This window comes from Roseateles amylovorans, assembly GCF_025398155.2.
Taxonomy (GTDB): domain Bacteria; phylum Pseudomonadota; class Gammaproteobacteria; order Burkholderiales; family Burkholderiaceae_C; genus Roseateles; species Roseateles amylovorans.
In genome coordinates, this window is record NZ_CP104562.2 from 4,674,696 (window position 1) to 4,698,765 (window position 24,070).

Genomic DNA, 24,070 nt, shown 5'->3' on the forward strand with positions numbered 1-24,070 from the left:
CCGGGCAGGCGGTCTATTTGGAGGAGCGGGGCGCTGCCGCCGGGCTCCGTGCTCAGGCGAGGGCCAGCAATCAGGCTTGCTGGGCCTTGGCGAAGTTGGCCATGCCGTCGGTGATTTCCTTCTTGGCGGCTTCCGGGCCTTCCCAGCCCTTGACCTTGACCCACTTGCCGGCTTCGAGGTCCTTGTAGTGCTCGAAGAAATGCTGGATGGCCTTCAGGCGCATCTGGTTGATGTCCTCGGGCTTGGTCCAGTGCTCGTAGATCGGCAGGATCTTGGTGGTCGGCACGGCCAGCAGCTTGGCGTCGCCGCCGGCTTCGTCGTCCATCTGCAGCACGCCGATGGCGCGGCAGGTCACGACCACGCCGGGCGTCAGCGGGAACGGGGTGATCACCAGCACGTCGACCGGATCACCGTCGTCGGCCAGGGTCTGCGGCACGTAGCCGTAGTTGCACGGATAGTGCATCGCGGTCGTCATGAAGCGGTCGACGAACAGCGCGCCGCTTTCCTTGTCGACCTCGTACTTGATCGGGTCCGCGTTCATCGGGATCTCGATGACGACGTTGAACTGTTCGGGCGCCTTCGGGCCGGGGGTGACTTTGTGCAGGCTCATGATGGTGTGGACAGCTGGGGAACCGGTAAAGCCGGGATTCTAGGCGTTCGCCTGATACCGGCCTGACAGCGCAGCAACCGGGGGTAACGCCACGCCGACGGCTCGTCCGTCGCGCGCGCAGTTCACGCCGCCGCGCCGCCATTTCGTCGGCCGGCGCTGGAGGTCGTGCACGGCGATGACGACACTGCATTCATCGACACCGCAACGCCCTCAGGAGACCGACATGAACGCCACCCAACGCCTCGCCCTCAGCTCGGCCACGCACACCACGGTCAAGGCGCTCGTCTTCGGTGCGACCGCGGCGCTGGCGCTGGGTCTGGGCCTCGCTCATGCGCAAAGCCAACGCGAGCAGCGTGCGTCGATCGTGACGCTGGATCCGGTGGTGATCACGGTGAAGCGGCAGCAACTGCCCACGGTCTATGTCACCGGCCGCCGCGACATGTCGGCTGACCACGTGCAGGTGGCTTCGGCAGAATAATCTTCCGGAGCAATGGCTCCGCCCTTCGACTGTTGCACCACTGGTCAGTGAATCCTGGTGGATGCACCAGCGATGAATCAGGATGATCGGGCCATCCACGCCGCCGTGTAGTTTCGGCCGCCGAAGAACCTCTCTCATGTGACCATGGTCAACGAGGGAATGAGGCTGCACTCGCTAGACTGTGTGGTGTCGACGAGATCATCATGACAGAGCATGGGCGCCTACCAGCCAGCCGCCCCCTGTGTAGTAGAGAGGCTGACATGGCTCGAGCACTCACCCCTGGCCCGCTAGGAACCGAAACACGCCAAAGCACTTTTGCAACCGAGAGTCTGACTCCGGGTACCTTGCAAACATCTTGGGTGGACGAGCACGACCAGCCAGCGCACTTGCATTTGCGTGTCGAGCCTATGGATCTCTCTTTGCTGCCGAGCGCACTGGTGCCGCCTCCGCCGCAGTCTGGAACGCCGGTGGACGCCAAAAGACGTCTGACATCTGGAGAGATCGCGCTCTGTGAGAAGCTGTTCAAGGGTTCGATCAATTACACCCAAGTCTGGATACATCGCAACGAGTTTCTTCCATTCGGGCTTCAGCCAGACGACACCGCGATGACGCCGAACGGAGAGATCTATTTCAACTACGCCAAGTTTGAGGAAGACTTTTCGCTGAAGGATGCCGCGACTCAATGGTGGTTCATGCATGAGATGGTGCACGTATGGCAGCACCAACTGGGCTATTGGGTGATGTTGCGCGGCGCCATCCGTATCGGTCTCGGTTACGAGTACAAATTGGCGCCGGGGCGCTCGCTCGGCGACTACAACATGGAGGCGCAGGGCAACCTCCTCGCGGACTATTTCGTGTTGAAGCATTTGCAGGATGCCTCTGTCATGGCACAGCCCAAGTACAGCAAGGATCTCCCTCTCTTCGAAGTCGTGCTCAGCGGCTTTCTACAGAATCCCTCCGACCATGCGCATCTGCCTTGAATTGATCGGCATGCTGACCTTGTCGCTGACATGCAGCACCGCGTGGGCGACGTCCCGTCTTGGTGAAGCGACGGTCGAGTTGCGAAACGGCCTGCCGTGCTTCTCCTTGTCCGCAAAGGACATGGATCGCGATCGGTCCGCGACGCTGCAGGCGATTGCGGTCTCGGATGTTTCCGTCCAGCCCTCCTCAAGGGCTTGGTGGATCATCTTCCAGCCGTCGCTGCCAGTGACCGAGATGGCGGGTGCTTGCTACCCCTACGGCGAATCCAGGGCCGGCGCTGAAGACACGGGGGCAACGCCATTGAGGAGCGGCGTGGTCTATTCTGTGTTTCTCAATGTGCGCCCTTCCGACCGCTCGGACCCCACGCACGGCTACACGGTGAAGTTCTGCATGGCTGGGGAAAGTGAGGCGCGCAAGCTGGTCCCGATGAGCGCGTGGCGCGGAGGCGCGTGCCAGTAACACCTCGGCGCTAAAGCCGCGACATTCCCCCGAGGGCTGGCGTGGACACGACCAGCACCCGCACCGGAAACTCATAGGCATCGGCCGCCCCACCCTCTCGCAGTGTGGACACCCACGCCACCGCGGCGGTCCGGTCGACGTCGCGCACCATCAACAGCGTCGCCCGGCGCGGTCGGAAGGCCGCGGCCAGACCCAGCGATTCCGGTCGCCACCAGCCGCAGTCCCAGGGATCGGTGGCCAGCGCCCCGGTCGCCGCACAGTCCCGCCACAGGATCTGCATGCGCCACAGCAGCCCACGCCATCGCCCCCGGCGCGCCAGCTCATGGCTGCCGTCCAGCGCGCAGGCCGCGCCGTCCAGCGCCGGGTGGGGCGCCGTGCTGGCGACGCGAAGCGGCTCGGTCAACGATGGAAAGGCGCCACCCTCGCACCATGCCCGCAGGCGAAGCGCCAACGCCGCATCGACCACGCCGGCAGCATCCGGGGGATGCATCCAGGCCTCATCAAAGCGGCGGGGGAATCGCATCGGTCCGTCAGACGTTGGATGCCACGGACATCCCGACACAGGGCCAGCAGGCGACCGGCATCACCCGCCGTTCGCTCGTCCGGCATTTCCCGAACTCGGCGTGGCCGCCACACCGATCGGGATGACGCGCACGCCGGCGGGTTTCGCCGCGACCTCGGCCGGGCGCGCTGTCTGCGTCGCGGTGAACGGCAGGCGCAAGCGTGTCACCGAGAGAATGTCGACCGCGCCCTGACGCATCTGGCAAGCCAAATAGAGTCCGGTCACCGCCAGAATGACCGATGCAATGCCGGCGACGATCTTGATGGGAGAGGTGTGCAACATGGGGCGCGCGAGGGAACGAGGTCGGGAGGATAACAACCCGGCGAGCGAAATGACATGTCGCGCCGCTGCCCCAGCCGCGGGATCAGGAAATCCTCACTCTCGAGCCACCGCCTCCACCTGGATGCGCAGATTCACCGCCATCTTGAAGCCCCAGTCCTTGCCCGCGCTCAGGCCGAAGGCATCGCGCTGAAAGCTCCCCGAGGCATCCGCACCGCAGAAGTCGCGCTTGTTCATCGGATGAGGCATGCACTTGAGCTGGTGGACGGTCAGCGTGATCGGCTGGGTCACACCGTTCAGGGTCAGCTCGCCCACCACCTGGCTGGGCATGCCCGCCTTGATGCCATCGAAACGCCCCTTGAAGGTGGCCTGGGGATGCTTCTCGACGTTGAAGAAGTCCTTGCCCACCGCCCAGGCATTCATCGCATCAAGACCGAAGTCGATGCTGGCCAGATCCATCTTCACCTCGACAGTGCCGGCCCCGGTGGCCTTGTCGTACACGATGGTGCCGGCATTGCGATTCAGCTTCCCACGCCAGTACGACAGGCCCATGTGATCCGCTTCGAAGCTGGGGAAGGTGTGTGTGGGATCGATGTCGTAGGTCACGGGCGCCGCGTGAGCGGCAATGGCCATCAACGCGGGAATGAGCAGCAGCGATTTCATGGGCAGTCCTTTGGAACAGGAAGACAAAGAGCCAGGCGACCGCCAAGTGCGGTCACCCGTTCACGCGACGAATGGCACCCTGGATTCTCGACAACGGTACCCGCACCGGTGCCGTCCTGGAACTCGCCATCGACAGCGGCTGAAGCCATTCCCTGCGTCATGCGACGGCGAGCGGGACGTGCCGCCGGCCGGCTTTCGAACCGATCGGCCCGGCCCAGCCAGGGCGTGCGAGTCCCCCGCCCTGAGCGCCCCGCGCGGCAGGCCGCATGCCCAGGGGCAGTCGTTGCGCCGCGCCCCTGCAAGGCCTGACACCCCGCCGGCAAACCGCTGGTAAACGCTTATGCCACGCGGTGTCCCCAGGCTTAGCATCAATCGACGGACTGTAGCTGTGGCATGCGCGCAGGGCCGGCGCTGCAGGCATCAGGGCGTCTCAAATAAACGGCGATCAGCCAGAGGAGACAACGCATGTCGACAAGTGTGGCGCTGTATTTCGCGCTGGCCTGCGGGATAGCCGCGGTGCTTTATGGCTTCATTCAACGCAGCTGGATCCTGAGCCAGGATGCCGGCAATCCCCGCATGCAGGAGATTGCCCAGGCCATCCAGCAGGGGGCGGCGGCCTACCTGTCGCGGCAGTACAAGACGATCGCCATCGTCGGGGTGGTGCTGGCGGTGCTGATCGGCATCTTCCTGGGCCTGCCCACCGCCATCGGATTCGTGGTGGGCGCGGTGCTGTCCGGCGCCTGCGGCTTCATCGGCATGAATGTCTCGGTACGCGCCAATGTGCGCACCGCCCAGGCCGCCACCAAGGGCATCGGCCCGGCGCTGGACGTCGCCTTCAAAGGCGGCGCCATCACCGGGATGCTGGTGGTCGGACTGGGTCTGCTGGGCGTGGGCCTGTTCTTCATGTGGGTTAGCCGCGGCGGCGAGCAGGTGGACAGCGCCACCCTCAAGCCGCTGCTGGGCCTGGCCTTCGGCTCGTCGCTGATCTCGATCTTCGCGCGGCTGGGCGGCGGCATCTTCACCAAGGGCGCCGACGTGGGCGCCGATCTGGTGGGCAAGGTCGAGGCCGGCATCCCCGAGGATGACCCTCGCAACCCGGCCGTGATCGCCGACAACGTGGGCGACAACGTCGGCGATTGCGCCGGCATGGCCGCCGATCTCTTCGAAACCTATGCGGTGACGCTGATCGCCACGATGGCACTGGGCGCCCTCACCTTTGGCGGCATGTCGGTCGCGGCGCTGATCTATCCCCTGGTGCTGGGCGGGGTGTCGATCATCGCCTCCATCATCGGCTGCGGCTTCGTCAAGGCCAGCCCCGGCATGAAGAACGTGATGCCGGCGCTGTACAAGGGCCTGATCGTGGCGGGTGTGCTGTCGGCCATCGCCTTCTACTTCGTCACCCGGGCGATCTTCCCGCAGGACCTCACGCTGCCGGACCACCGCACCATCAGCGGCCATGCACTCTTCTTCTGCTGCCTGGTCGGCCTGGTGCTGACGGCGGCCATGGTGTGGATCACCGAGTACTACACCGGCACCGACTACCAGCCAGTGCAGCACATCGCCCAGGCCTCCACCACCGGCCACGGCACCAACATCATCGCGGGCCTGGGGGTGTCGATGCGCTCCACCGCCTGGCCGGTGCTGTTCGTGTGCGTGGCGATTCTGGCCTCGTATCAACTGGCCGGGCTCTACGGGATCGCGATCGCGGCAACCGCGATGCTGAGCATGGCGGGCATCGTGGTGGCGCTGGATGCGTATGGGCCGATCACCGACAACGCGGGCGGCATCGCCGAAATGGCCGATCTGCCGGCCAGCGTGCGCGATGTGACCGATCCGCTGGATGCCGTCGGCAACACCACCAAGGCGGTCACCAAGGGCTATGCAATCGGCTCCGCCGGCCTCGCGGCCCTGGTGCTGTTCGCCGACTACACCCATGCGCTCGAAGCGCGCGGGCTGTCGGTGAGCTTCGACCTGAGCAACCATCTGGTGATCGTGGGCCTGTTCATCGGCGGGCTGATCCCCTACCTGTTCGGCGCGATGGCCATGGAAGCGGTGGGCCGGGCGGCCGGGTCGGTGGTGGAGGAAGTCCGCCGCCAGTTCCGGGACATCAAGGGCATCATGGACGGCTCCGGCAAGCCCGAGTACGGCCGCGCGGTGGACATGCTCACCGCCGCCGCGATCAAGGAAATGATCGTGCCGTCGCTGCTGCCGGTGGTGGTGCCGATCGTCGTCGGGCTGCTGCTGGGCCCTGCGGCACTGGGCGGGATGCTGATGGGCACCATCGTCACCGGGCTGTTTGTCGCCATCTCGATGTGCACCGGCGGCGGCGCCTGGGACAACGCCAAGAAGTACATCGAGGACGGCCACTTCGGCGGCAAGGGCAGCGATGCGCACAAGGCGGCCGTCACCGGCGACACGGTGGGCGATCCGTACAAGGACACCGCCGGACCCGCCGTCAATCCGCTGATCAAGATCATCAACATCGTCGCCCTGCTGATCGTGCCGCTGCTGCCGGCGGCCGCCCTCACCGGCCCGGCCGCCGGTACGCACATGCCGCCCCCCGTGTCGGCGCCGGCGCCGGAGGTTTCGGCCTCCGTGGCGGGGTCTCTGCCGGAGATCATCGCCAGTCCGCCGGCCGACAGCGCGAGCGCGTCGGCCAGCGCGGCGTCGCAACCCTGAAGCCCGCGCTTGACCGACCACCGCTCGGACGCAACGGCGGCCGGTCGGCGCTGGGTGCCGAAGCAACGGGGGCGGTGATCCGTCGCCGGGCCCTTGGCGTCCGGGGCCCCAGCGGCGGAAGATCGGGAAGATCACGCCCGCACGGGCGAACGTCGCCCTTCAATCCGTCAAATTGACCCCAGGATGGCCCGCTTGGCGCCATCCTGGTGAAAACGCTGAGAAAAACCGCCCGGTGCCCGACAGTTTGGGCTTTGAGCGCCTGTCCGCACACGGCAGAATTGACGCATCACACCATCCAGCATTCAGGGATCCCCGACAACATGACCAGCCAGGCCATCACGCCGCGCGAACTTGACGCCCGCCGCGAGCAATTGGCTGATCTGCGCCGTCTGTTGGCCGAGCAGGAGCGCGACTACGCCACCTGCCGGGCCCGGGTGCAGCGCTTCATCGATCGCTATGTGGCGACGCTGGGGCCGCTCTACATGGAGTTGGACGCGCTGGAATCGCAGCTGTACTGCGCGATGCGCTACCTGCACGAATCGATGTCCCGTCACGGCATCGACACCCGTGCCCCCGACATTCCCCGCGCCACCGCCCTGCCCCAGTTGCTGATGCTGCCGCCGGGCGCCCCGCTGCCGCCCGAGCCGGAAGGTGGCCTGATCCAGGTCGGCCCGCCACCGCTGAAGACGCTCTACCGTCGCGCTGCGATGCGGCTGCATCCCGACCTTGCGCCGGACGATGAGGAACGGCAGCGCCGCGAAAGCAAGATGGCCGAGGTGAACGAAGCCTATGCCGCGCAGGATCGCGCCCGCTTGGAAACACTGCTGCTGGCCGCCGGCGAGAGCGTCATCAAGGTCAAGGGCGGCGACGCCGATGCGGTGATGCAATGGCTGCGTCAGGCCGAACGCGCGGTGCAAGGCCGACTGCGGGTGGTGCAGGCGCACCATGCGCAACTGACCAATCATCAGATGCACCAGCTGTGCGAGTCCATCGAGCGGGCCGAGAAGAAAGGCCTGGAGCCGCTGACCATCATGGCCAACCGGCTGCGCGCGCAGATCACCGAACGCCGCCAGGAGCTCTACATCGGCCAGCGGCTGCAGCCCGAGTCACACATGGCCGAGGCCTTCCTGCGTCAACGCCAGCAGCGCATGAGCGGCGGCGTCGCGGCCTCGCACTGACGCACTTGCACTGACGTCGCGCTCGCAACCGACGTTCAACGCACCGGCAGCGACGCAGCCCAGGCCGCGATCTCCGGGGCCAAGGCGTCAATGATTTGAGAGGTCGCGCGCACGGCGCCCGCCGCATCCGCACCGGCAGGCGCCGAGCGATCGAACACCCGACGCAAGCCGTCGCCCACCGTGCCGATCAACCGCAGTTGAACCTCGCTCTGGCCGGCGCTCGAGAAGGTCTGCACACAGTCTTCCAGCTCCAGCGTCAATGCCACCGCAGGCGATCGATCCGCACCCGCGGAGACCGGCGCGCGCGCGATGCGCTGCCGCAGCCGCGTGGCCACCAGCACCGGCAGCGGCGCGGCCCAACGGGTGTCGCGATAGACGCGGCGGGCATAGGGGTCGCTGTAGCTGAGGCGATAGACCAGACCCGTGCCCTGCAGCACTTCCGACGCGGTGACCGCCTGCAGATCCACCCGGCGTGCCAGGGCGGCGGCCTCGGCCGGCCACGGGGTGATCGGTCCCAGGTCGACTTGCTGCGGGGCCGGGCCGCGGCTGCCGCAGGCCGCCAGCCAGGGCAGGGTCGCGGCGCCGGCCAGTGCCGCCAGTACGGCGCGACGGCCGGAAGGAGTCGTTCGTGTCATGCGAAGAGGGATCGAAAGATCGTTGGGCGCGGTCGTCGCGGGCAGGTCGAGCGGTGTGGTCGACGGCCGGTCAGCGTGGTGGTGCAGGCGCTCGGTCATGGGGCTCACTTCCCTTTCGAGCCGGCGTCGAAGCCTGCTTCGCCGGGGCCCGGCAACGCAGGCTTGGGTCCCAGGATCAGACTTTGCGGCTGGTCACCGAGGGTTTGCGCGGCGCGTTCCAGGGCTTTGGCGGCCTGCGCCAGATCGTCCAGGACGGCGCGCTGGCGGGGCTTGTCGGACGAACCGACCAGCGCCAATTCAACCCGCCGCAGCGTGGTCTGCATCTGCGTGGCCGCGTCGCCCAGCTTCTCCAACGCCACGGCGCGGGTCTTGTATTCCTCGACCAGTTCGCCGCCCTGCTTGGCCAGCGTGTCCACCTGTCCCAGGGTGCGCTGGCCGGCCACGACCAGCCCGTCCGCATTCTTCACCAGCGAGGGCAAGGCCTTGGCCGTCGGACGCAGCTCCTCGATCAGGTGATTGAGCCCGACCGACGCCTCGCGCAGTTGCACCAGGGTCTCGCTGAGCTGTTGCTGATTGCTGTCGCTGAGCACCCGGTTGATGCGGTCCATCGTGTTCATCGCGCCCTGCACCAGCTTCGGTCCGGCGTCGCTGAGCTGATCCAGCACCGACGGCGCCAGATCGATGCGGCGGGTCACCAGCACGCTGGCTTGCGGATCGCGCGGGGTCTCGCCGTCGTTGAGATCGATGAATGACAGCCCCGTGATGCCCTGGTAGCCGAGCTTGGCCACGGTGCCGGCGGCAACCGGCGCTGCGGCGTCCACCTCGATGCCGACCAGGATCTGGCGCGGCTCCTTCGGATCGAAGGCAATGCTGTCGACCTTGCCGATCACCACGCCGCGCAGCTTGACCGGCGCCTTCAGGTTGAGGCCGGGCACCCCGGCACGCGCGACGACGGTGAAGTCCTGGGTCGAGCCGCGGTCATCGCGGAACCACAGCACCACCAGCACCAGCGCCGCGCCCAGCAGCAGGACGAACAGGCCGGTGGCCAGGGCATGGGCTTTGTTTTCCATGAGATCGGTCGGGTCCTTTCGTCCCGGCGGTCAGGCGGGCATCGCGTCGCGCTGGTGGAGCTCGTCGCGGTAGCTGCGAAGGTTGTCCACGGCGCAGCGCTGCACATGGCCAAGGAAGAAGTTGCGGATGAAGGGATGCGGCTGCCGCACCACCTCCTCCAGGCTGCCGATGGCGGCCAGCCGCTGATCGGCCAGGACCGCCACACGGTCGACCAAGGCGAACAGGGTGTCGACGTCGTGGGTCACCATCACCACGGTCAGGTCCATTTCGCGCTTCAGGCTCTCGATGAGCTGCACGAAGTTCTTGGAACTGGCCGGATCCAGGCCCGCGGTGGGTTCGTCCAGGAACAGCAGTTGCGGATCCATGATCAGTGCCCGCGCCAGCGAGACCCGTTTGATCATGCCGCCGGAAAGCTCGGCCGGCATCTTGATGCCGTCCTCCACCTTCAGGCCGACCTGCTGCAGCTTCTGCATCACCAGTTCGGCGATCAGGTCGTCGGGCAGGCTCTTCAATTCCCGCAGCGGCAGCGCCACGTTGTCGAACACGCTCAAGGCCGAGAACAGTGCACCCTGCTGGAACAGCACGCCCCAGCGGTGGCGCACCTGCGCCAGATCGGTGGCCTGGCAGTTGCCGAGCTTGTGGCCGAAGATCAGCACCTCGCCCTCGGTGGGGCGCTCCAGACCCAGCATCAGACGCAGCAGCGTGGTCTTGCCACTGCCGGAACCGCCGATGATGCCCAGCACCTCGCCGGCATAGACATCCAGGTCCAGATGCTTGTGGATGCGCACCCCGCCCAGCACGGTGCCGACATCGCGCACGGCGATGACGACCTCGGGCGCTTTTACACCGGTGCCCGCATCGGCCTCGGCCGCCACGTGCGCCGGTGGCACACCGGTTCGGTCCATCAATCCGCTCATGTCTTCAACCCCAGGTCCGAGAACATGACCGCGAAAATCGCGTCCACGATGATGACGACCGTGATCGCACTGACCACCGACACGGTGGTGCCGGCCGCCAGGCTCTCGCTGTTGGGCTTGATCCTCAGACCGAAGTGGCAGGCCACAAAGGCGATCATCAGACCGAACACCATCGACTTGGCCAATCCCAGCCACAGGTTGGACACCGGCACCGCCGCCGGCAGACCTTGCAGGAATTGCACGTAATCCAGGCCCAGCGTCGCCCGGGCGGCCACCATGCCGCCCAGCAGGATCATGCTACTGGTCCACACCATCACCAGTGGCAAGGAGAGTGCCAGGGCCGCCATCTTGGGCACCACCAGGCGCACCGTGTGGGAGATGCCCATCACCGACAAGGCGTCCAGTTCCTGGGTCACCCGCATCACGCCGAGCTGCGCCGTCATGGCTGAACCGCTGCGGCCGGCCACCAGAATCGCCGCCAGCAGGGGCCCGAGCTCACGCCAGACGCTGATGCCCAGGATGTTGATCACATAGATGTCGGCGCCGAAGTTCTGCAACTGCTTGGCGGTCAGGTAGGACAAGGTGATGCCGACCAGCACACCCACCAAGGCGGTGATGCCCAGCGCCTGGGCGCCGCTGCGATAGATGTGGGCGGAGATGTCGCGCCAGGAGATCAGGCCCGGATGGCGGGCCATGCGGCCCAGGTCCTGCACCACCTGCCCCAGCAAAGCGGTCGCATCCAGCAGATGGCCGGCCAGCTTCACCAGGCCGTCCCCCAACTGCCGGACGCTCTCGCGGCGCGGCGGTCGGGCCGGCTTGCCCGGCTTGGCGCTCAGCCGAGCGAACAGCGCCTGGAACATCGGCGCCAGCGGCTCTGCCGGCCAGGTCATCTGGTCAGGCTGTCGTCGCCCCCAGGCCTGCCACAGCAGCAAGGCGCCGGTGGGATCCAGCCGGCTGACCGCGCTGAGGTCCCAACGGACCTCCGACTTCGGCAAGGCGGACAGTTCCTGGCGCAGCGCCTCAACGCGCTCGCGCAGGGCGAGCAGCGTCCAGTCGCCTTCCAGTCGCGCTTGGACACGGCCGCCTTCATCCTGGCTGCGCAGGAGGCGGGGCGAGGGATCGGTGACGGTCTCTGGCTCCATGAGCTCCAGAGCATAGCCGCCCGCGCGCGCTCCCGGGGCGGCACTTGCATCGGAGGGCGAACGCACGCGCCGATTCAGGTGAGTTGCTGTCGCAATCGGTCGAGATAGGTGCGACTGCAGGGCAGCCGGCTGCCGTCGCGCAGACGCAGGTGCGCATCGCCGGCCTCGGTGGGCTCGATGGCCTCGATCAGCCGCAAGCGCACCAGATAGCTGCGATGGACGCGGACGAATTCGTCCGGATCGAGGGTCTGCTCAAAGGCGCTCAAGGTGCTGCGCAGCGGATAGTCGTGATGCTGCCGATGCAGGTTGATGTAGTTGCCGCAGGCTTGCACCCATTCGATTTCCGCCATCGGCAACAAAAATTCCTTGCCCAGCTTTTTCACCAGCAAACGCTCGGGGCGCGGCGGCTTGTCCATCGCGCGGGCGTGGGGTGGCAACGGCGCGGCATCGGCATCGGCATCGGCAGGATCAGAGGGTGTGCCTGCGTTGCGGGAGCGGCCGTTCGTTGGATCCTCAGCCGTGAGCACGATCGACAGCGGGGCATCGCCGGAATCCGGGCTGCGCCCATTGCCCGGGCTCGACACCGTGCGAACGACCTCGTCGTCGTGCACCGGGCTGCAGTCATCGCCCGGCGCTGGGCGCGCGGCACGAGCCGAAGCGTCGCCACGGGTGCGATCATGGTCTTCGCGGCGCCCATGCGCATCCACGGACGCCCGGACTGCATCGCCAGACCCAGTCCCGAGACGCGCCGGCCCCGGCACGGGCGCCGTCGACGGTGCCTCGGCCAGCAGGCTGGCCTCGCCCTGCCAGCGCCACAGCATCAGCCGGTAGGCGCCAGCAACCACCACGACGAACGCATAGCTGCGCACATCCTTGAGGGCCTCGTAGCCCAGCTCCCGCGCCCACGGGCCGAAGTCGTAGGTGTGCCCCTGCACCGCATAGACCAGCTTGCGCAGGGCCACCATGCCCAGCACATGCACCAGGCTGCAGATCAGGCTGAACAGCAGGTGCCAGGGCAGGTTGCGACGCCATTGGCCCCATCGCAGCGGCTTGGCATCCATCGCGCGGACGATCCAAGGGACCAGCAGGATCCACATCAGCGCGCTGGAGAATTCCCAACTGGCCACCTCCCACCACTCGAACGGCAACCGGGCTCGCTGGACATCCAGATACACGGTGACCGTGTTGGCCAGCGCCGACCCCAGCAGGATCGCCGTCCAGGCCGTCCACTCGAAAGCGGTGCGGCGTCGGAGATAGAAGCGCAGCCAGTCGTCCTGTGTCATGGCGGCGCAGTGTAGGCGCGGTTGGCGCCGCTTCATCACTCTGGCGGCGCGGCTCGTCACCGCCGGGGGGCGGGTCGTCACATCGGTGGCGCCTCGCGGGCCCGCGGGCCGATGCTGCAGGCCATGAACAGCCCTTCATGCCCCATTCCCCTGCCGGCGGACAGCCACGCTGCGCCGCCACCCTCCCACCTCGGCGTGCCGAACACACCGCTCGTCGACCGGCGGCTGACCGAACTGGACTGGCTCCGCGTCATCGCCTTCGGGCTCTTGATCCTCTATCACGTGGGGATGTTCTATGTGAGCTGGGACTGGCATGTGAAGTCGCCGCGCCCCCTCGTGGCGCTGGAATCGGGGATGGTGTGGCTGAACCCGTGGCGGATGTCGCTGCTGTTCCTGATCGGCGGGGCCGCGCTGGCGCTGATGGCGGAGCGCGGCCAGGCGGGTCTGCTGGGCCTGCGGTCCAAACGCCTGCTGCTGCCGCTGATCTTCGGAATGATCGTCATCGTGCCGCCGCAGTCGTATCTGGAGGTGGTCGAGAAGCTGCACTACAGCGGCAGCTACCTGGACTTCCTGTCGCTCTATTTCCAGGCCTATCACGGCTTCTGCCGCGACGGTCACTGCCTCAAGCTGCCGACCTGGAACCACTTGTGGTTTCTGCCGTATCTGTGGGTCTACTCGATGGTGGGCCTGCTGGCACTCAAGGCAAGTCGCTGGACCACCCACGCCGGCTGGGCGCGCCTGGCCAGCGGGACGCGCCTGCTGTGGGTGCCTTGGCTGCTGTTTGCCCTGCTGCGCCAGCATTGGATGGCACAGCATCCGGTCACCCACGACCTGGTGAACGATCCCTACAACCACGCGCTGTCGTTCTCGATGTTCGTGCTGGGGATGGCGCTGTTCGGCCACCGCGATGATCGTCACGGCGCCTGGGCGGCGGCGCGCCAATGGCGTTGGCTGGCACTGGGGCTGGCGGTCGCGGCACAGGTGGGCTTTACCGAATGGGTGGCCGCCTATGGCGAGTCCGAGATTCCGCAAGCCGATCTGATGGCGCTGCGATCACTCTCGGCGGCGCGGCAGTGGCTGCCGATCGTGGCGGCGCTCGGTTGGGCGAGGCAACTCTTGTCCCATCGGGATGGCCCGGCGTTGCGCTGGCTGTCGATGGCGGTGTTTCCGTTCTACATCGTGCATCAGACGGTCACCGTGGTCAGCGCGCATGCCCTGGCGCCGTTGCAATGGCCGCTGGCGCTGGAGGTCAGTGCGGTCGTCGCGATCACTGCGCTGGGTTGCCTGCTGGCCGCCTGGCTGACGATGCGATTGAATTGGCTGCGCCCGTGGATGGGCGTCGCACCGCGCCCGGCGCACGGGAAACCGGGATCGGCGTCGGCGCGAGCATCTGCACGCGCATCTGCACGCGCATCTGCCTAGCGCTGCAACCCGGCCCTATGCGCTCACCCATTGCAACAGGGCCTGGGCCTTCAGTTCGGGATGGAATCGGTCAGCAGGCTCATCGGCATCGGCATCGGCATCGGCATCGGCATCTGCATCGGCATCTGCATCTGCATCTGCATCTGCATCGATGGATTCGACACTGGAATGGAAAAAGCCCGGCACCTTGCGGTACCGGGCTTCTCGTTTTTTCTTATTAGTTGGTCGGGGTGGCGGGATTCGAACTCGCGACCCCTTGCACCCCATGCAAGTGCGCTACCAGGCTGCGCTACACCCCGACGAAGCCTCAGATTCTATACGCAGTTTTGCGCTTCATGCAAGCAAACTCTCTCGAATGGCCAACAATTCGTCGCGCACCTGCTCCAGCGAGAGTTTCTCGAGCGAGACGGTGGTGTGCGCCGAGCCGTCGGCCACATCCGCCGCGAGTGCGCGTTGGTATTCGCGGGCGTTCTCGATCTGCGCGGCGGCCACCAGGGCCTCGGCGCGGAAGTCATGCGCGTTTTGCGAATGGCCGGACTCGATCAGCTGATTGCGCGCGCCGCTGATGGTGAAGCCCTGGTCATACAGCAGATCACGAATGCGGCGGATCAGCAGCACTTCATGGTGCTGGTAGTAGCGGCGATTGCCGCGCCGCTTCATCGGCTTGAGCTGGGTGAACTCCTGCTCCCAGTAGCGAAGCACGTAGGGCTTCACGCCGCACAGCTCACTCACCTCACCGATGGTGAAGTAACGCTTGGCAGGAATGGCGGGAAGCGCGATGTCCATTGGAATCAGGTGCTCCGGCGGCTGGGAGGGAGGTCAGACTCTACTCGAAGTCTCCGGCCGCCGGCGTGTTGCCTTGGACCGCTTCTTTCAATTTGTGACTGGCGTGAAACGTCACCACATTACGCGCCGCAATGGGGATCGCCTCCCCGGTGCGCGGATTGCGCCCGGGCCGCGGTGCCTTGCGCCGGATGTTGAAGTTGCCGAAGCCCGACAGCTTCACCTCGCGACCGCTGGACAGGCTGTCGTGAATGATGTCGAAGAAGGCTTCGACCATGTCCTTGGACTCGCGCTTGTTCAGACCGAGCTTGTCGAACAGCAGTTCGGCCAGCTCGGCCTTGGTCAGCGTCGGCGTTTCCAAGCTGCCGAGCAGCACCCGGGCCTGCGCATTCAATTCGTCGTCGCTCATTGGCTTCCCTCTCTCCCTCCTCGGGCTCGCGCTCAGCCGCGCAGCCGCGCGCCGAGCTGTTCGCCCAGTTGCGCCACCACCTTGGCCACCGCCTGCTCGATGCGCTCATCGGTCAGGGTGTTCTCGTCGTCCAGCAGTTCCAGCCGGACGGCCAGGCTGCGCTCGCCCGCCTTCAGTTCACCCGACGGTTGGGCCGGCTTGAAGACGTCGAACAAACGCGCGGAGCGTACCAGGGCTTCGCCGCTGGCTTCGATGGCTTGCATCAAAGCAGCGTGCGTGACCTGCTCGCCGACGATCACCGCCAGATCCCGCTGCACCGCCTGTAGCCGCGGCACGCCCTTGCCCTGCGGCAGGGTGCGGGCCAGCACCGCATCGAGCGACAGCTCGAACAGCACCGGGGCGCTGGGCAGTTCATAGCCCTGACGCCATTTCGGATGCAGCTCGCCGATCACGCCGATGGCGTCGCCGTCCAGCAGCACACGGGCGCTGCGGCCCGGATGCAGCGCAGGATGCTCGGCCGGCTCGAAGCTCAGCACGCGGGGCGCGAACAGCGCTTCCAGATCGCCCTTCACATCGAAGAAGTCGACCGGGCGGTCTTTCTGTCCCCATTGCTGCTGATCGGCCGGGCCCCAGGCCAGGCCGGCCAGTCGCATCGGCTGGGCGATGCCGGCGATGGTGGTGTCGCTTTCGACGACGGAAGCATCCCGCAGGAACACACGCCCGATCTCGAAGACGCGAACGCGCGGCGCCTTGCGCGACAGGTTGTTGCGCAGCACCTGCACCAGCGAGCCCAGCAGGCTGGTGCGCATCACCGCCAGGGGCGCGGCGATCGGATTCAGCAGTTGGATCGGCGCAGCATTGCCGGCCAATTCCTGCTCCCAACGCGCTTCGACAAAGCTGAAGTTGATCGTCTCGAAATAGTCTCGCGCGGCCATGGCATGGCGCAAGGCGTGCACCGCGCGGCGCGACTCCGAGCGCACCTTGCCGACCACCGGCGCCAACGGCGGCGTGGACGGCAGCTTGGGATAGCCCAGCACGCGGATGATTTCCTCGATGAGGTCTTCCTCAATCTGGATGTCAAAGCGGAACGTGGGCGGGACCACCGTCAGCACGCCCGGCGCGGTGACGCTGAATTCCAGGCCCAGGCGCTGGAACACGCCTTCACACTCCGCCTGGGTCAGCGGCATGCCGATGATCTTCGCGGCGCGCTCGACACGCAGCGCCACCGGCTTGCGCTCGGGCAGTGCGACGGTCTGGTCGTCCATCGGGCCGGCATCTCCGCCGCAGATCTCCTGGATCAGTTGGGTGATGCGCTCGATGTGGTCCACCGTGCCGGCCGGATCCACGCCCCGCTCGAAACGATGTCCCGCATCGGTGGAGAAATTGAAGCGGCGCGAACGCCCCATCACCGCCTTGGGCCACCAGAACGCGGCCTCGACATAGACGTTGCGGGTCGCGTCGGACACTGCCGTCGCGTCCCCGCCCATGATGCCGGCCAGAGACTCGACCTGCTCGCGGTCGGCGATCACGCCCACCTGCGCATCCAGCTCGATGGTGTTGCCGTTCAACAGCTTCAACTGCTCGCCGGCCTTGCCCCAGCGCACGACCAATTCGCCGTGGATCTTGTCCAGGTCGAAGATGTGGGACGGACGACCCAGCTCGAACATCACATAGTTGGAAATGTCGACCAGCGGCGAGACCGAACGCTGGCCGCAACGCGCCAGGCGATCCACCATCCACGCCGGCGTCTTCGCCTGCGTGTTGACGTTGCGCACGATGCGACCGGAGAAGCGACCGCACAGGTCCGGCGCCTCGATGCGCACCGGCAGCTTGTCCTGATGGGCGACGGAAGAGGGTCGGATGTCGGGCGCGATCAGCGGGGCGCCGGTCAGGGCGGAGACCTCGCGAGCGATGCCGTAGACGCTCAAGGCATGCGCCAGGTTGGGCGTCAGCTTCAGCGTGAACAGCGTGTCGTCAAGCTTCAGGTGGTCGCGGATGTTCTGGCCGATCGGCACATCCAGCGCCAGTTCCAGCAGACCACCATGGTCCTCTGCCAGCTTCAGCTCGCGGGCCGAGCACAGCATGCCGAAGCTGTCGACGCCGCGCAGCTTGCCCTTGCCGATCTTGAACGGTTTGCCGTCATCGCCCGGGGGCAGTTCGGCGCCGATGGTGGCCAGCGGCACGCGGATGCCCACGCGGGCATTCGGCGCGCCGCAGACGATCTGCAACAGCTCCGGTCCGCCGGCATTGACCTTGCACACGCGCAGTCGGTCGGCATCCGGATGCTGGACGGCTTCGACGATCTCGGCGACGACGATGCCGTGGAAGGGCGGCGCCACCGGACGCAGCTCTTCGACTTCCAGACCGGACATCGTCAGCAGCTCGGCCAGCTCTTGGGTGTTCAGCGCGGGATTGCAGAAGGCCCGCAGCCAGGACTCAGGGAATTGCATGTCTATCTCTCTTGCGCTCTAGGCGACTCAAACGACTGTGGGGTGCGAGGCTTACTTGAACTGCGACAGGAATCGCAGGTCGCCGTCGAAGAACAGCCGCAGGTCGTTGACGCCGTAGCGGAGCATGGCCAGCCGGTCGATGCCGGAACCAAACGCGAAACCGATGTAGCGCTCCGGATCCAGGCCCATGTTGCGGATCACTTGCGGATGCACCTGACCGGAACCGGACACTTCCAGCCAGCGGCCCTTCAGCGGTCCGGTGCCGAACATCATGTCGATCTCGGCGCTGGGCTCGGTGAACGGGAAGTAGCTGGGGCGGAAGCGGATCTCCATGTCCGTCGTCTCGAAGAACTGCTGCATGAAGTTCACGTAGACGGACTTGAGGTCCTTGAAGCTGATGTTCTCGCCCACCCACAGGCCTTCGACCTGGTGGAACATCGGCGAGTGGGTGGCATCGCTGTCGACCCGGTAGGTGCGTCCGGGGGCGATCACCCGGATCTCGGGCATGGGTTGCCCGGCGTCGATCAGATGGCGATGCTTCTTGACGTGCTGCACCGCATAGCGGATCTGCATCGGGCTGGTGTGGGTGCGCAAGACATGCCCCCCCTCGATGTAGAAGGTGTCGTGCATCGAGCGGGCCGGATGGTCCTCGGGCGTGTTGAGCGCGGTGAAGTTGAACCAGTCGTTCTCGATCTCGGGGCCGTCGGCCACGTCGAAGCCCATCGAGCCGAAGATGGCCTCGATCCGCTCCATGGCGCGGGTGATCGGGTGGAGGCCGCCAGTGCCGCGCTGGCGGCCGGGCAGCGTGACGTCCAGCGCCTCGGCCTTGAGCTGCTTTTCCAGCTCCGCGTCGGCGAGCGCCTGGCGACGCGCGGCGAGTGCCGCCTCGATGCCCTGCTTGAGCTGGTTGATCTGCGCGCCGCGGGTCTTTTTCTCCTCGACCGGCAGGCTCGCCATGCCCTTCATCAGATCGGTGACCTGGCCGGTCTTGCCCAGGAAGCGGGCCTTGGCGTTCTCCAGATCGGCGGGCGTGGCGGCGGCGGCGAAATCGCCGGTGGCCTGTTGCAGCAATTGATCGAGGTCGTTCATCGCGGGGCGACTAGAAATTCGGAGGCACCGGAAGATGCCGAAATGAAAAAAGGCCGGACACGGGGGTGTCGGCCTTCAAAAGAGGCGCCTCGGCGAGCCGAGGCAGCCGTCTGCCGCGCGTCTTGGGACGCGCGTGCAGTTGGCAATTAAGCGAGCGCGGCCTTCACCTTGGCGAAGATGCTGGCAAAACCAGCAGGATCGTTGACGGCGAGATCGGCCAGGACCTTGCGGTCGATGTCGATCTGGGCCTTCTTCAGGCCAGCCACGAACTTGCTGTAGCTCAGACCCAGGCCACGGCTTGCCGCGTTGATACGGGCAATCCACAGCTGGCGGAACACGCGCTTCTTGGCACGGCGGTCACGGTAGGCGTATTGGCCCGCCTTCATCACCGCCTGCTTGGCGATGCGGAAGACGTTCTTACGACGACCACGGAAGCCCTTGGCCAGAGCCAGGACCTTCTTGTGACGAGCACGGGCGGTTACACCACGTTTGACGCGAGGCATGTTGTATCTCCTTGTCTAGGCTGGATTACAGACCAGCGAAGGGCAGCATCGCAGCGATGTGGCCCATGTTGGTCTCATGCACGTTCGCGGCGCCGCGGAGCTGGCGCTTGTTCTTCGTGGTCTTCTTGGTCAGGATGTGGCGCTTGAACGCTTGACCGCGCTTGACGGTGCCACCCGGACGGACGCGAAAACGCTTCTTCGCGCTGCTCTTGGTCTTCATCTTGGGCATGACTGCTCCTTCTATGTGCGTCCCTCCAGGCGACCGCGGGATTCACGGTACTTGATGGCCTGAAGGAGACTAATCAACCTGCCGACGACCCATCGACAGGTTCAGACCGGAACGAACAAACCCGAAGGCCATCCATCCCAGCAAACAAAACCGGGCCGCTGCCCGGTTTTGTTTGCTCCCATCCGGGAACAAGGCGGAGCCTTTGAGGCCGTCCGCCGGGCCGTCCCAGGGACGGCCTGCTTGCCAATGTGTCAGGCCAGGGCCCGGCACCATTTGCACCCCCTCGGGGGGGTGGGCCAGCGTACCCGCTGGCCCGGGGGTCAACGCTTCTTGGGCGCCAACACCATGATCATCTGCCGACCTTCGAGCTTGGGCATGTGCTCGACGACCGCGACATCCGACAGTTCATCACGGATGCGCTCCAGCATGCGCATGCCGATGTCCTGGTGGGTGATCTCGCGGCCGCGATAACGCAGCGTGACCTTGCCCTTGTCGCCGTCCTCAGCAATGAAGCGACGCAGATTGCGCATCTTGATCTGGTAGTCGCCTTCGTCCGTACCCGGACGAAACTTGACTTCCTTGACCTCGATGACCTTCTGCTTCGCCTTGGCTTCCGCGGCGCGCTTCTGCTCCTGGTATTTGAACTTGCCGTAGTCCATCAGCCGGCAGACCGGAGGGACTGCCGTGGCTGCGATCTCGACCAGATCGACGTCCAGGTCACCGGCCATGCGCAGTGCCTCTTGAATGCTCACGATGCCAAGCGGCTCGTTTTCTGGGCCATTCAGGCGGACTTCGGAGGCGATGATTTCGCGGTTCAACCGGTGCTTGCGCTCGGGAATCGCACGACGGTCAGCAAAAGTAGCGATGGTGGTTACCTTTCAGCGGGCCCTGGCACAGGTCCGAGTGATCTATACAACGCAAAAAGCGCCCGACTCAGGCCTTGTCGGTGATGGTCGTCGAGAGCTTCGTGACGAAGTCCTCCAGCGACATCACACCCAGGTCCTGGTTGCCTCGGGCGCGCACTGCAACCGCGCCGTTCGCCTTTTCCTTATCGCCAACGACAAGGATGAACGGCACTTTCTGCAGCGAATGCTCGCGGATTTTATACGTGATCTTCTCGTTACGCAAATCTGCGTGAACCCTAACCCCTTGTTTTTGCAGCGCTTTCACAATGTCACCGACATAGTCCGCCTGAGCGTCGGTGATATTGGCCACCACCACCTGGGTCGGCGCCAGCCAAACCGGCAGCGCGCCGGCGTGCTGTTCGATCAGGATGCCGATGAAACGCTCCAGGCTGCCGACGATCGCGCGGTGCAGCATGACCGGCACATGGCGCTCGCCATCCTCGGCCACATACTCGGCCCCGAGCCGGCCAGGCATCGAGAAATCGACCTGCATCGTGCCGCATTGCCATTGCCGGCCGATCGCGTCCTTCAGGGTGTATTCGATCTTCGGGCCGTAGAAGGCGCCGTCGCCCGGAGCGATCACGAATTCCACACCGGAGGCGCGCAGCGATTCCATCAGCGCGAACTCGGCCTTGTCCCAGACTTCGTCCGAGCCGATGCGCGCGTCGGGACGGGTGGCCACCTTGTAGATGATGTCGGTGAAGCCGAAGTCCTGATAGACCTTCTGCAGCAGCGCGGTGTAGGCCACGCATTCGGCCAGGATCTGGTCTTCGGTGCAGAAGATGTGGCCATCGTCCTGGGTGAAGCCGCGCACCCGCATGATGCCGTGCAGGCCACCGGTGGGCTCGTTGCGGTGGCACTGGCCGAACTCGCCGAAGCGCAGCGGCAGATCGCGGTAGCTCTTGATGCCGTGCTTGAAGATCAGGATGTGACCCGGACAGTTCATCGGCTTGAGCGCGTAATCGCGCTTTTCCGACTCGGTCGTGAACATGTTGTCGCGGTACTTGTCCCAGTGGCCGGTGGCTTCCCACAGCGACTTGTCCAGCAGTTGCGGCCCCTTCACTTCCTGGTAGCCGTTGTCGCGGTAGACGCGGCGCATGTACTGCTCCACCTCTTGCCAGATCGTCCAGCCCTTGGGATGCCAGAACACCACGCCGGGCGCATGCTCGTCGATGTGGAACAGGTCCAGGTCCTTGCCCAGCTTGCGGTGATCGCGCTTCTCGGCTTCTTCCAGCATCCGCAGGTAGTTCTGCAGATCGTCCTTGGTCGCCCAGGCGGTGCCGTAGATGCGCTGCAGCTGCTCGTTGCGATGGTCGCCACGCCAGTAGGCGCCGGCCACCTTCATCAGCTTGAAGTGCTTGAGCTTGCCGGTAGAGGGCACGTGCGGGCCGCGGCACAGGTCGGTGAAGCCGCCTTCCGCATACAGCGAGACATCCTGGCCTTCCGGAATGCTGGCGATGATCTCGGCCTTGTAGGCCTCGCCCAGGCCCTTGAAGTACTGCACCGCCTCGTCGCGCGGCAGCACCGACCGGGTGACCTTCTCATCCTTCTTGGCCAGCTCGGCCATCTTGGCCTCGATCGCCGCGAGATCCTCGGGCGTGAACGGGCGCTTGTAGGAGAAGTCGTAATAGAAGCCGTTGTCGATGACCGGGCCGATCGTGACCTGCGCCTCCGGGAACAGCTCCTTCACCGCATAGGCCAGCAAGTGAGCGGTGGAGTGGCGAATGACCTCCAGGCCGTCCGCGTCCTTCTCGGTGATGATGGCCAGACGGGTGTCCTGGTCGATCAGGAAGCTGGTGTCGACCAGCTTGGCGTCGTCACCGGCGCCCACGCGGCCCGCCAGGGCAGCCTTGGCCAGACCGGCGCCGATCGAAGCCGCGACGTCGGCCACGGTGACCGGATGCGGGAACTCACGCTTGGAGCCGTCGGGCAGTTGGATGGAAATGTTCGACATGTTCGGGGGTACTCCAGAAAACAAAAAAGCGCGGCCACTTGCCGCGCTTCTTCTGGGGTGCTGGTCCTGGGGGACTCGATCTGCGAGAGATCGGGAACCGGACAGCTGATGGAAAGACGTGACGAGCCGCGGCCGACTAAACCTTTGCAGTGGGGGTCGTAGTTCGCGGTGTCATAACCTGATCGCCTTTCCCGGTCCTTGTGAAGGAAAAAGAGGCGTCAAGTGTAGCGCACAACCCGTGCGCAGCCACCCCGCACGCCGCTCAAAGTGCCCCGACCTCCAGCGACGGCCTGGCGCAGGCCTCGCGAAACTCGTCCCGCAGCCGCTCGCCCTCGCGCACCGCCCGCAGCCAATCCCGGGCCCGACCAGGCACATCGTTCATGTAGTGCTGGAAGTCGTTGCGATCGGGCAGCTTGCCGTTGGGCAGCGTCTTGATCCATTCGGGGCTTGGCGTGAGCAGCACCACGTTGTCCAGGAAGGCACTGCTGCGGTGACGGCGTTTGAGGCCCTTGTCCAGCCAGCCGGGAATGACCTGGGCCTGGAAGTGCGGATACAGCGCCAGGCCGTCGCCCACCATCGCCGCATAGTTCAGGTGCAGGTGATAGTCGGTGATGCCGCCATCCCAATAGGCCCCCGCGGGCGCGCCGGCGATGTCGTGCACCGCCTGCAGCCAGAACGGAATGGAACAACTGGCCAGCAGGCTCGGCTTGAGATTGCCGATGTCCAGCGGCACCTGATGGCTGCGATAGTCGGCCAGCGGCATCGGCAGGGGGGCACGCCTGTCGGAGAACACCACCCGTTCCAGCCACGATCCCATGGCGCGGCGCGACACCGCATTCGCCGCAAAAGCGCCCAGATAGCCCAGCGGCGTGCGCAAGCGCCCTTCCCGTCCCAGCACATGGCGGCCGCGCGAGGTGAACACATGCAGTCGGAATTGCGGATGGCTGAGCACCGCCGCCTCGCGCCCGCCAAAGATCTCGTCCAGCTTGCCGGAGAAGGCGCGGGAGACGGTCGCCGCGGTCGGGCGCTTGCCCGGCGCCGCGTCGTAGTCCTGATGGGCGTAATCGTGCGCCAGACGCTCGAATTCCGCGTCGGTCTGCGTCACGGTGCGCGACAGGCAGGCTGTCGCCATCCGCCAGGCGCCGATGGAGGCGCCCAGCAGATGCACTTCCTGCCCGCCCGATGGCAGGAACTCGCCGAAGAGATGCGCATCCAGCGCGCTGAGGATCAGCCCCTTCGGACCGCCGGCCGCGCCGGGCACGACATGCACGTCCTCGGCGCGCAGGCCGCGTTCACGCAGGCGCTGCCGCGCGCGGGGTCCGGCCAGAATCTGCAAGGCCTGCATCGGCGGGTCATCCTTTCGTCGGCAACCCGCCGCGGTCGGGTCGC

Annotated in this window: 24 protein-coding genes and 1 tRNA gene; 6 read left to right on the forward strand and 19 right to left on the reverse strand. The window is 65.9% G+C overall.

Going from position 1 to position 24,070, the window contains the following annotated elements:
* Window positions 1-70: 70 nt before the first annotated feature.
* Window positions 71-610, reverse strand: a complete 540-nt coding sequence (gene ppa / locus N4261_RS19380) for an inorganic diphosphatase (RefSeq protein WP_261756906.1) — start codon at window positions 608-610, stop codon at window positions 71-73.
* 223 nt (window positions 611-833) lie between these two features.
* Between ppa and N4261_RS19385 the strand changes: the two genes are divergently transcribed.
* The 3 genes from N4261_RS19385 to N4261_RS19395 all read left to right on the forward strand — a co-directional run bounded on the left by N4261_RS19385 (window position 834) and on the right by N4261_RS19395 (window position 2,528).
* Window positions 834-1,088, forward strand: coding sequence for a hypothetical protein (locus N4261_RS19385; protein WP_261756907.1), 255 nt, complete (start codon window positions 834-836; stop codon window positions 1,086-1,088).
* A gap of 260 nt (window positions 1,089-1,348) precedes the next feature.
* Window positions 1,349-2,068, forward strand: coding sequence for a hypothetical protein (locus N4261_RS19390; RefSeq protein ID WP_261756908.1), 720 nt, complete (start codon window positions 1,349-1,351; stop codon window positions 2,066-2,068).
* Entirely contained in the window at window positions 2,052-2,528 is a 477-nt protein-coding gene (locus N4261_RS19395) for a hypothetical protein (RefSeq protein WP_261756909.1), read from the forward strand. The genes N4261_RS19390 and N4261_RS19395 overlap by 17 nt, the downstream gene beginning before the upstream one ends.
* Before the next feature lie 10 nt (window positions 2,529-2,538).
* On the opposite strand, the gene N4261_RS19400 is transcribed toward N4261_RS19395, so the two are convergent.
* From N4261_RS19400 to N4261_RS19410, 3 genes are all read right to left on the reverse strand, one after another.
* Window positions 2,539-3,051 (reverse strand): hypothetical protein, encoded by a 513-nt coding sequence (locus N4261_RS19400; RefSeq protein WP_261756910.1) that lies wholly within the window; start codon window positions 3,049-3,051, stop codon window positions 2,539-2,541.
* Between the two features lie 60 nt (window positions 3,052-3,111).
* The gene (locus N4261_RS19405) at window positions 3,112-3,372 is read right to left on the reverse strand and encodes a hypothetical protein (RefSeq protein ID WP_261756911.1); all 261 of its coding nucleotides are present in this window, start codon (window positions 3,370-3,372) and stop codon (window positions 3,112-3,114) included.
* 93 nt (window positions 3,373-3,465) lie between these two features.
* The gene (locus N4261_RS19410) at window positions 3,466-4,032 is read right to left on the reverse strand and encodes a YceI family protein (RefSeq protein ID WP_261756912.1); all 567 of its coding nucleotides are present in this window, start codon (window positions 4,030-4,032) and stop codon (window positions 3,466-3,468) included.
* 465 nt (window positions 4,033-4,497) lie between these two features.
* Here N4261_RS19410 and N4261_RS19415 point away from each other — a divergent pair, with 465 nt between their 5' ends.
* Together N4261_RS19415 and N4261_RS19420 are read left to right on the forward strand one after the other, a co-directional pair.
* Window positions 4,498-6,711 (forward strand): sodium-translocating pyrophosphatase, encoded by a 2,214-nt coding sequence (locus tag N4261_RS19415; protein WP_261756913.1) that lies wholly within the window; start codon window positions 4,498-4,500, stop codon window positions 6,709-6,711.
* A gap of 320 nt (window positions 6,712-7,031) precedes the next feature.
* Entirely contained in the window at window positions 7,032-7,889 is an 858-nt protein-coding gene (locus tag N4261_RS19420; protein ID WP_261756914.1) for a hypothetical protein, read from the forward strand.
* A 35-nt stretch (window positions 7,890-7,924) separates the two neighbouring features.
* Here the strand turns inward: N4261_RS19420 and N4261_RS19425 are convergent, their stop codons facing one another.
* The 5 genes from N4261_RS19425 to N4261_RS19445 form a co-directional block, all read right to left on the reverse strand.
* Window positions 7,925-8,524, reverse strand: coding sequence for an ABC-type transport auxiliary lipoprotein family protein (locus N4261_RS19425; protein ID WP_261756915.1), 600 nt, complete (start codon window positions 8,522-8,524; stop codon window positions 7,925-7,927).
* A gap of 104 nt (window positions 8,525-8,628) precedes the next feature.
* Window positions 8,629-9,594, reverse strand: a complete 966-nt coding sequence (locus N4261_RS19430; protein WP_261756916.1) for an MlaD family protein — start codon at window positions 9,592-9,594, stop codon at window positions 8,629-8,631.
* 30 nt (window positions 9,595-9,624) lie between these two features.
* Window positions 9,625-10,512 (reverse strand): ABC transporter ATP-binding protein, encoded by an 888-nt coding sequence (locus tag N4261_RS19435; protein WP_261756917.1) that lies wholly within the window; start codon window positions 10,510-10,512, stop codon window positions 9,625-9,627.
* Window positions 10,509-11,654 carry an ABC transporter permease gene (locus N4261_RS19440; RefSeq protein ID WP_261756918.1) on the reverse strand — a complete coding sequence of 382 codons (1,146 nt, stop codon included), beginning with the start codon at window positions 11,652-11,654 and terminating at the stop codon, window positions 10,509-10,511. The genes N4261_RS19435 and N4261_RS19440 overlap by 4 nt, the downstream gene beginning before the upstream one ends.
* A gap of 74 nt (window positions 11,655-11,728) precedes the next feature.
* The gene (locus N4261_RS19445) at window positions 11,729-12,937 is read right to left on the reverse strand and encodes a LytTR family DNA-binding domain-containing protein (protein WP_261756919.1); all 1,209 of its coding nucleotides are present in this window, start codon (window positions 12,935-12,937) and stop codon (window positions 11,729-11,731) included.
* Between the two features lie 123 nt (window positions 12,938-13,060).
* On the opposite strand from N4261_RS19445, the gene N4261_RS19450 reads away from it, so the two are divergent.
* A complete protein-coding gene (locus N4261_RS19450; RefSeq protein WP_261756920.1) occupies window positions 13,061-14,359 on the forward strand; it encodes an acyltransferase family protein in 1,299 nt (432 codons plus the stop codon).
* A 222-nt stretch (window positions 14,360-14,581) separates the two neighbouring features.
* Here the strand turns inward: N4261_RS19450 and N4261_RS19455 are convergent.
* The 10 genes from N4261_RS19455 to N4261_RS19500 all read right to left on the reverse strand — a co-directional run bounded on the left by N4261_RS19455 (window position 14,582) and on the right by N4261_RS19500 (window position 24,026).
* Window positions 14,582-14,658, reverse strand: a tRNA-Pro gene (locus N4261_RS19455).
* A gap of 34 nt (window positions 14,659-14,692) precedes the next feature.
* A complete protein-coding gene (locus N4261_RS19460) occupies window positions 14,693-15,145 on the reverse strand; it encodes a MerR family transcriptional regulator (RefSeq protein ID WP_261756921.1) in 453 nt (150 codons plus the stop codon).
* A 40-nt stretch (window positions 15,146-15,185) separates the two neighbouring features.
* Window positions 15,186-15,551: an integration host factor subunit alpha gene (locus N4261_RS19465; protein WP_261756922.1), complete on the reverse strand. Its 366-nt coding sequence runs from the start codon at window positions 15,549-15,551 to the stop codon at window positions 15,186-15,188.
* A gap of 32 nt (window positions 15,552-15,583) precedes the next feature.
* Window positions 15,584-18,001, reverse strand: coding sequence for a phenylalanine--tRNA ligase subunit beta (gene pheT / locus N4261_RS19470; RefSeq protein WP_261756923.1), 2,418 nt, complete (start codon window positions 17,999-18,001; stop codon window positions 15,584-15,586).
* A 51-nt stretch (window positions 18,002-18,052) separates the two neighbouring features.
* Window positions 18,053-19,090, reverse strand: a complete 1,038-nt coding sequence (locus N4261_RS19475; RefSeq protein WP_261756924.1) for a phenylalanine--tRNA ligase subunit alpha — start codon at window positions 19,088-19,090, stop codon at window positions 18,053-18,055.
* A gap of 146 nt (window positions 19,091-19,236) precedes the next feature.
* A complete protein-coding gene (rplT, locus tag N4261_RS19480; protein ID WP_058934277.1) occupies window positions 19,237-19,593 on the reverse strand; it encodes a 50S ribosomal protein L20 in 357 nt (118 codons plus the stop codon).
* Between the two features lie 25 nt (window positions 19,594-19,618).
* Window positions 19,619-19,822, reverse strand: a complete 204-nt coding sequence (rpmI, locus tag N4261_RS19485; protein WP_029001830.1) for a 50S ribosomal protein L35 — start codon at window positions 19,820-19,822, stop codon at window positions 19,619-19,621.
* A gap of 320 nt (window positions 19,823-20,142) precedes the next feature.
* Complete coding sequence (gene infC, locus N4261_RS19490) at window positions 20,143-20,688, reverse strand: translation initiation factor IF-3 (protein WP_261760777.1); 546 nt, start codon at window positions 20,686-20,688, stop codon at window positions 20,143-20,145.
* 67 nt (window positions 20,689-20,755) lie between these two features.
* The gene (gene thrS / locus N4261_RS19495; RefSeq protein ID WP_261756925.1) at window positions 20,756-22,681 is read right to left on the reverse strand and encodes a threonine--tRNA ligase; all 1,926 of its coding nucleotides are present in this window, start codon (window positions 22,679-22,681) and stop codon (window positions 20,756-20,758) included.
* 262 nt (window positions 22,682-22,943) lie between these two features.
* A complete protein-coding gene (locus tag N4261_RS19500) occupies window positions 22,944-24,026 on the reverse strand; it encodes a patatin-like phospholipase family protein (protein ID WP_261756926.1) in 1,083 nt (360 codons plus the stop codon).
* Between the last annotated feature and the right edge of the window lie 44 nt (window positions 24,027-24,070).

Excerpts from the sequence above, each read along its gene's own strand:
- ppa (WP_261756906.1), bottom strand. The coding sequence starts at position 610 with ATGAGCCTGCACAAAGTCACCCCCGGCCCGAAGGCGCCCGAACAGTTC.
- N4261_RS19385 (WP_261756907.1), top strand. The coding sequence starts at position 834 with ATGAACGCCACCCAACGCCTCGCCCTCAGCTCGGCCACGCACACCACG.
- N4261_RS19390 (WP_261756908.1), top strand. The coding sequence starts at position 1,349 with ATGGCTCGAGCACTCACCCCTGGCCCGCTAGGAACCGAAACACGCCAA.
- N4261_RS19395 (WP_261756909.1), top strand. The coding sequence starts at position 2,052 with ATGCGCATCTGCCTTGAATTGATCGGCATGCTGACCTTGTCGCTGACA.
- N4261_RS19400 (WP_261756910.1), bottom strand. The coding sequence starts at position 3,051 with ATGCGATTCCCCCGCCGCTTTGATGAGGCCTGGATGCATCCCCCGGAT.
- N4261_RS19405 (WP_261756911.1), bottom strand. The coding sequence starts at position 3,372 with ATGTTGCACACCTCTCCCATCAAGATCGTCGCCGGCATTGCATCGGTC.
- N4261_RS19410 (WP_261756912.1), bottom strand. The coding sequence starts at position 4,032 with ATGAAATCGCTGCTGCTCATTCCCGCGTTGATGGCCATTGCCGCTCAC.
- N4261_RS19415 (WP_261756913.1), top strand. The coding sequence starts at position 4,498 with ATGTCGACAAGTGTGGCGCTGTATTTCGCGCTGGCCTGCGGGATAGCC.
- N4261_RS19420 (WP_261756914.1), top strand. The coding sequence starts at position 7,032 with ATGACCAGCCAGGCCATCACGCCGCGCGAACTTGACGCCCGCCGCGAG.
- N4261_RS19425 (WP_261756915.1), bottom strand. The coding sequence starts at position 8,524 with ATGACACGAACGACTCCTTCCGGCCGTCGCGCCGTACTGGCGGCACTG.
- N4261_RS19430 (WP_261756916.1), bottom strand. The coding sequence starts at position 9,594 with ATGGAAAACAAAGCCCATGCCCTGGCCACCGGCCTGTTCGTCCTGCTG.
- N4261_RS19435 (WP_261756917.1), bottom strand. The coding sequence starts at position 10,512 with ATGAGCGGATTGATGGACCGAACCGGTGTGCCACCGGCGCACGTGGCG.
- N4261_RS19440 (WP_261756918.1), bottom strand. The coding sequence starts at position 11,654 with ATGGAGCCAGAGACCGTCACCGATCCCTCGCCCCGCCTCCTGCGCAGC.
- N4261_RS19445 (WP_261756919.1), bottom strand. The coding sequence starts at position 12,937 with ATGACACAGGACGACTGGCTGCGCTTCTATCTCCGACGCCGCACCGCT.
- N4261_RS19450 (WP_261756920.1), top strand. The coding sequence starts at position 13,061 with ATGAACAGCCCTTCATGCCCCATTCCCCTGCCGGCGGACAGCCACGCT.
- N4261_RS19460 (WP_261756921.1), bottom strand. The coding sequence starts at position 15,145 with ATGGACATCGCGCTTCCCGCCATTCCTGCCAAGCGTTACTTCACCATC.
- N4261_RS19465 (WP_261756922.1), bottom strand. The coding sequence starts at position 15,551 with ATGAGCGACGACGAATTGAATGCGCAGGCCCGGGTGCTGCTCGGCAGC.
- pheT (WP_261756923.1), bottom strand. The coding sequence starts at position 18,001 with ATGCAATTCCCTGAGTCCTGGCTGCGGGCCTTCTGCAATCCCGCGCTG.
- N4261_RS19475 (WP_261756924.1), bottom strand. The coding sequence starts at position 19,090 with ATGAACGACCTCGATCAATTGCTGCAACAGGCCACCGGCGATTTCGCC.
- rplT (WP_058934277.1), bottom strand. The coding sequence starts at position 19,593 with ATGCCTCGCGTCAAACGTGGTGTAACCGCCCGTGCTCGTCACAAGAAG.
- rpmI (WP_029001830.1), bottom strand. The coding sequence starts at position 19,822 with ATGCCCAAGATGAAGACCAAGAGCAGCGCGAAGAAGCGTTTTCGCGTC.
- thrS (WP_261756925.1), bottom strand. The coding sequence starts at position 22,681 with ATGTCGAACATTTCCATCCAACTGCCCGACGGCTCCAAGCGTGAGTTC.
- N4261_RS19500 (WP_261756926.1), bottom strand. The coding sequence starts at position 24,026 with ATGCAGGCCTTGCAGATTCTGGCCGGACCCCGCGCGCGGCAGCGCCTG.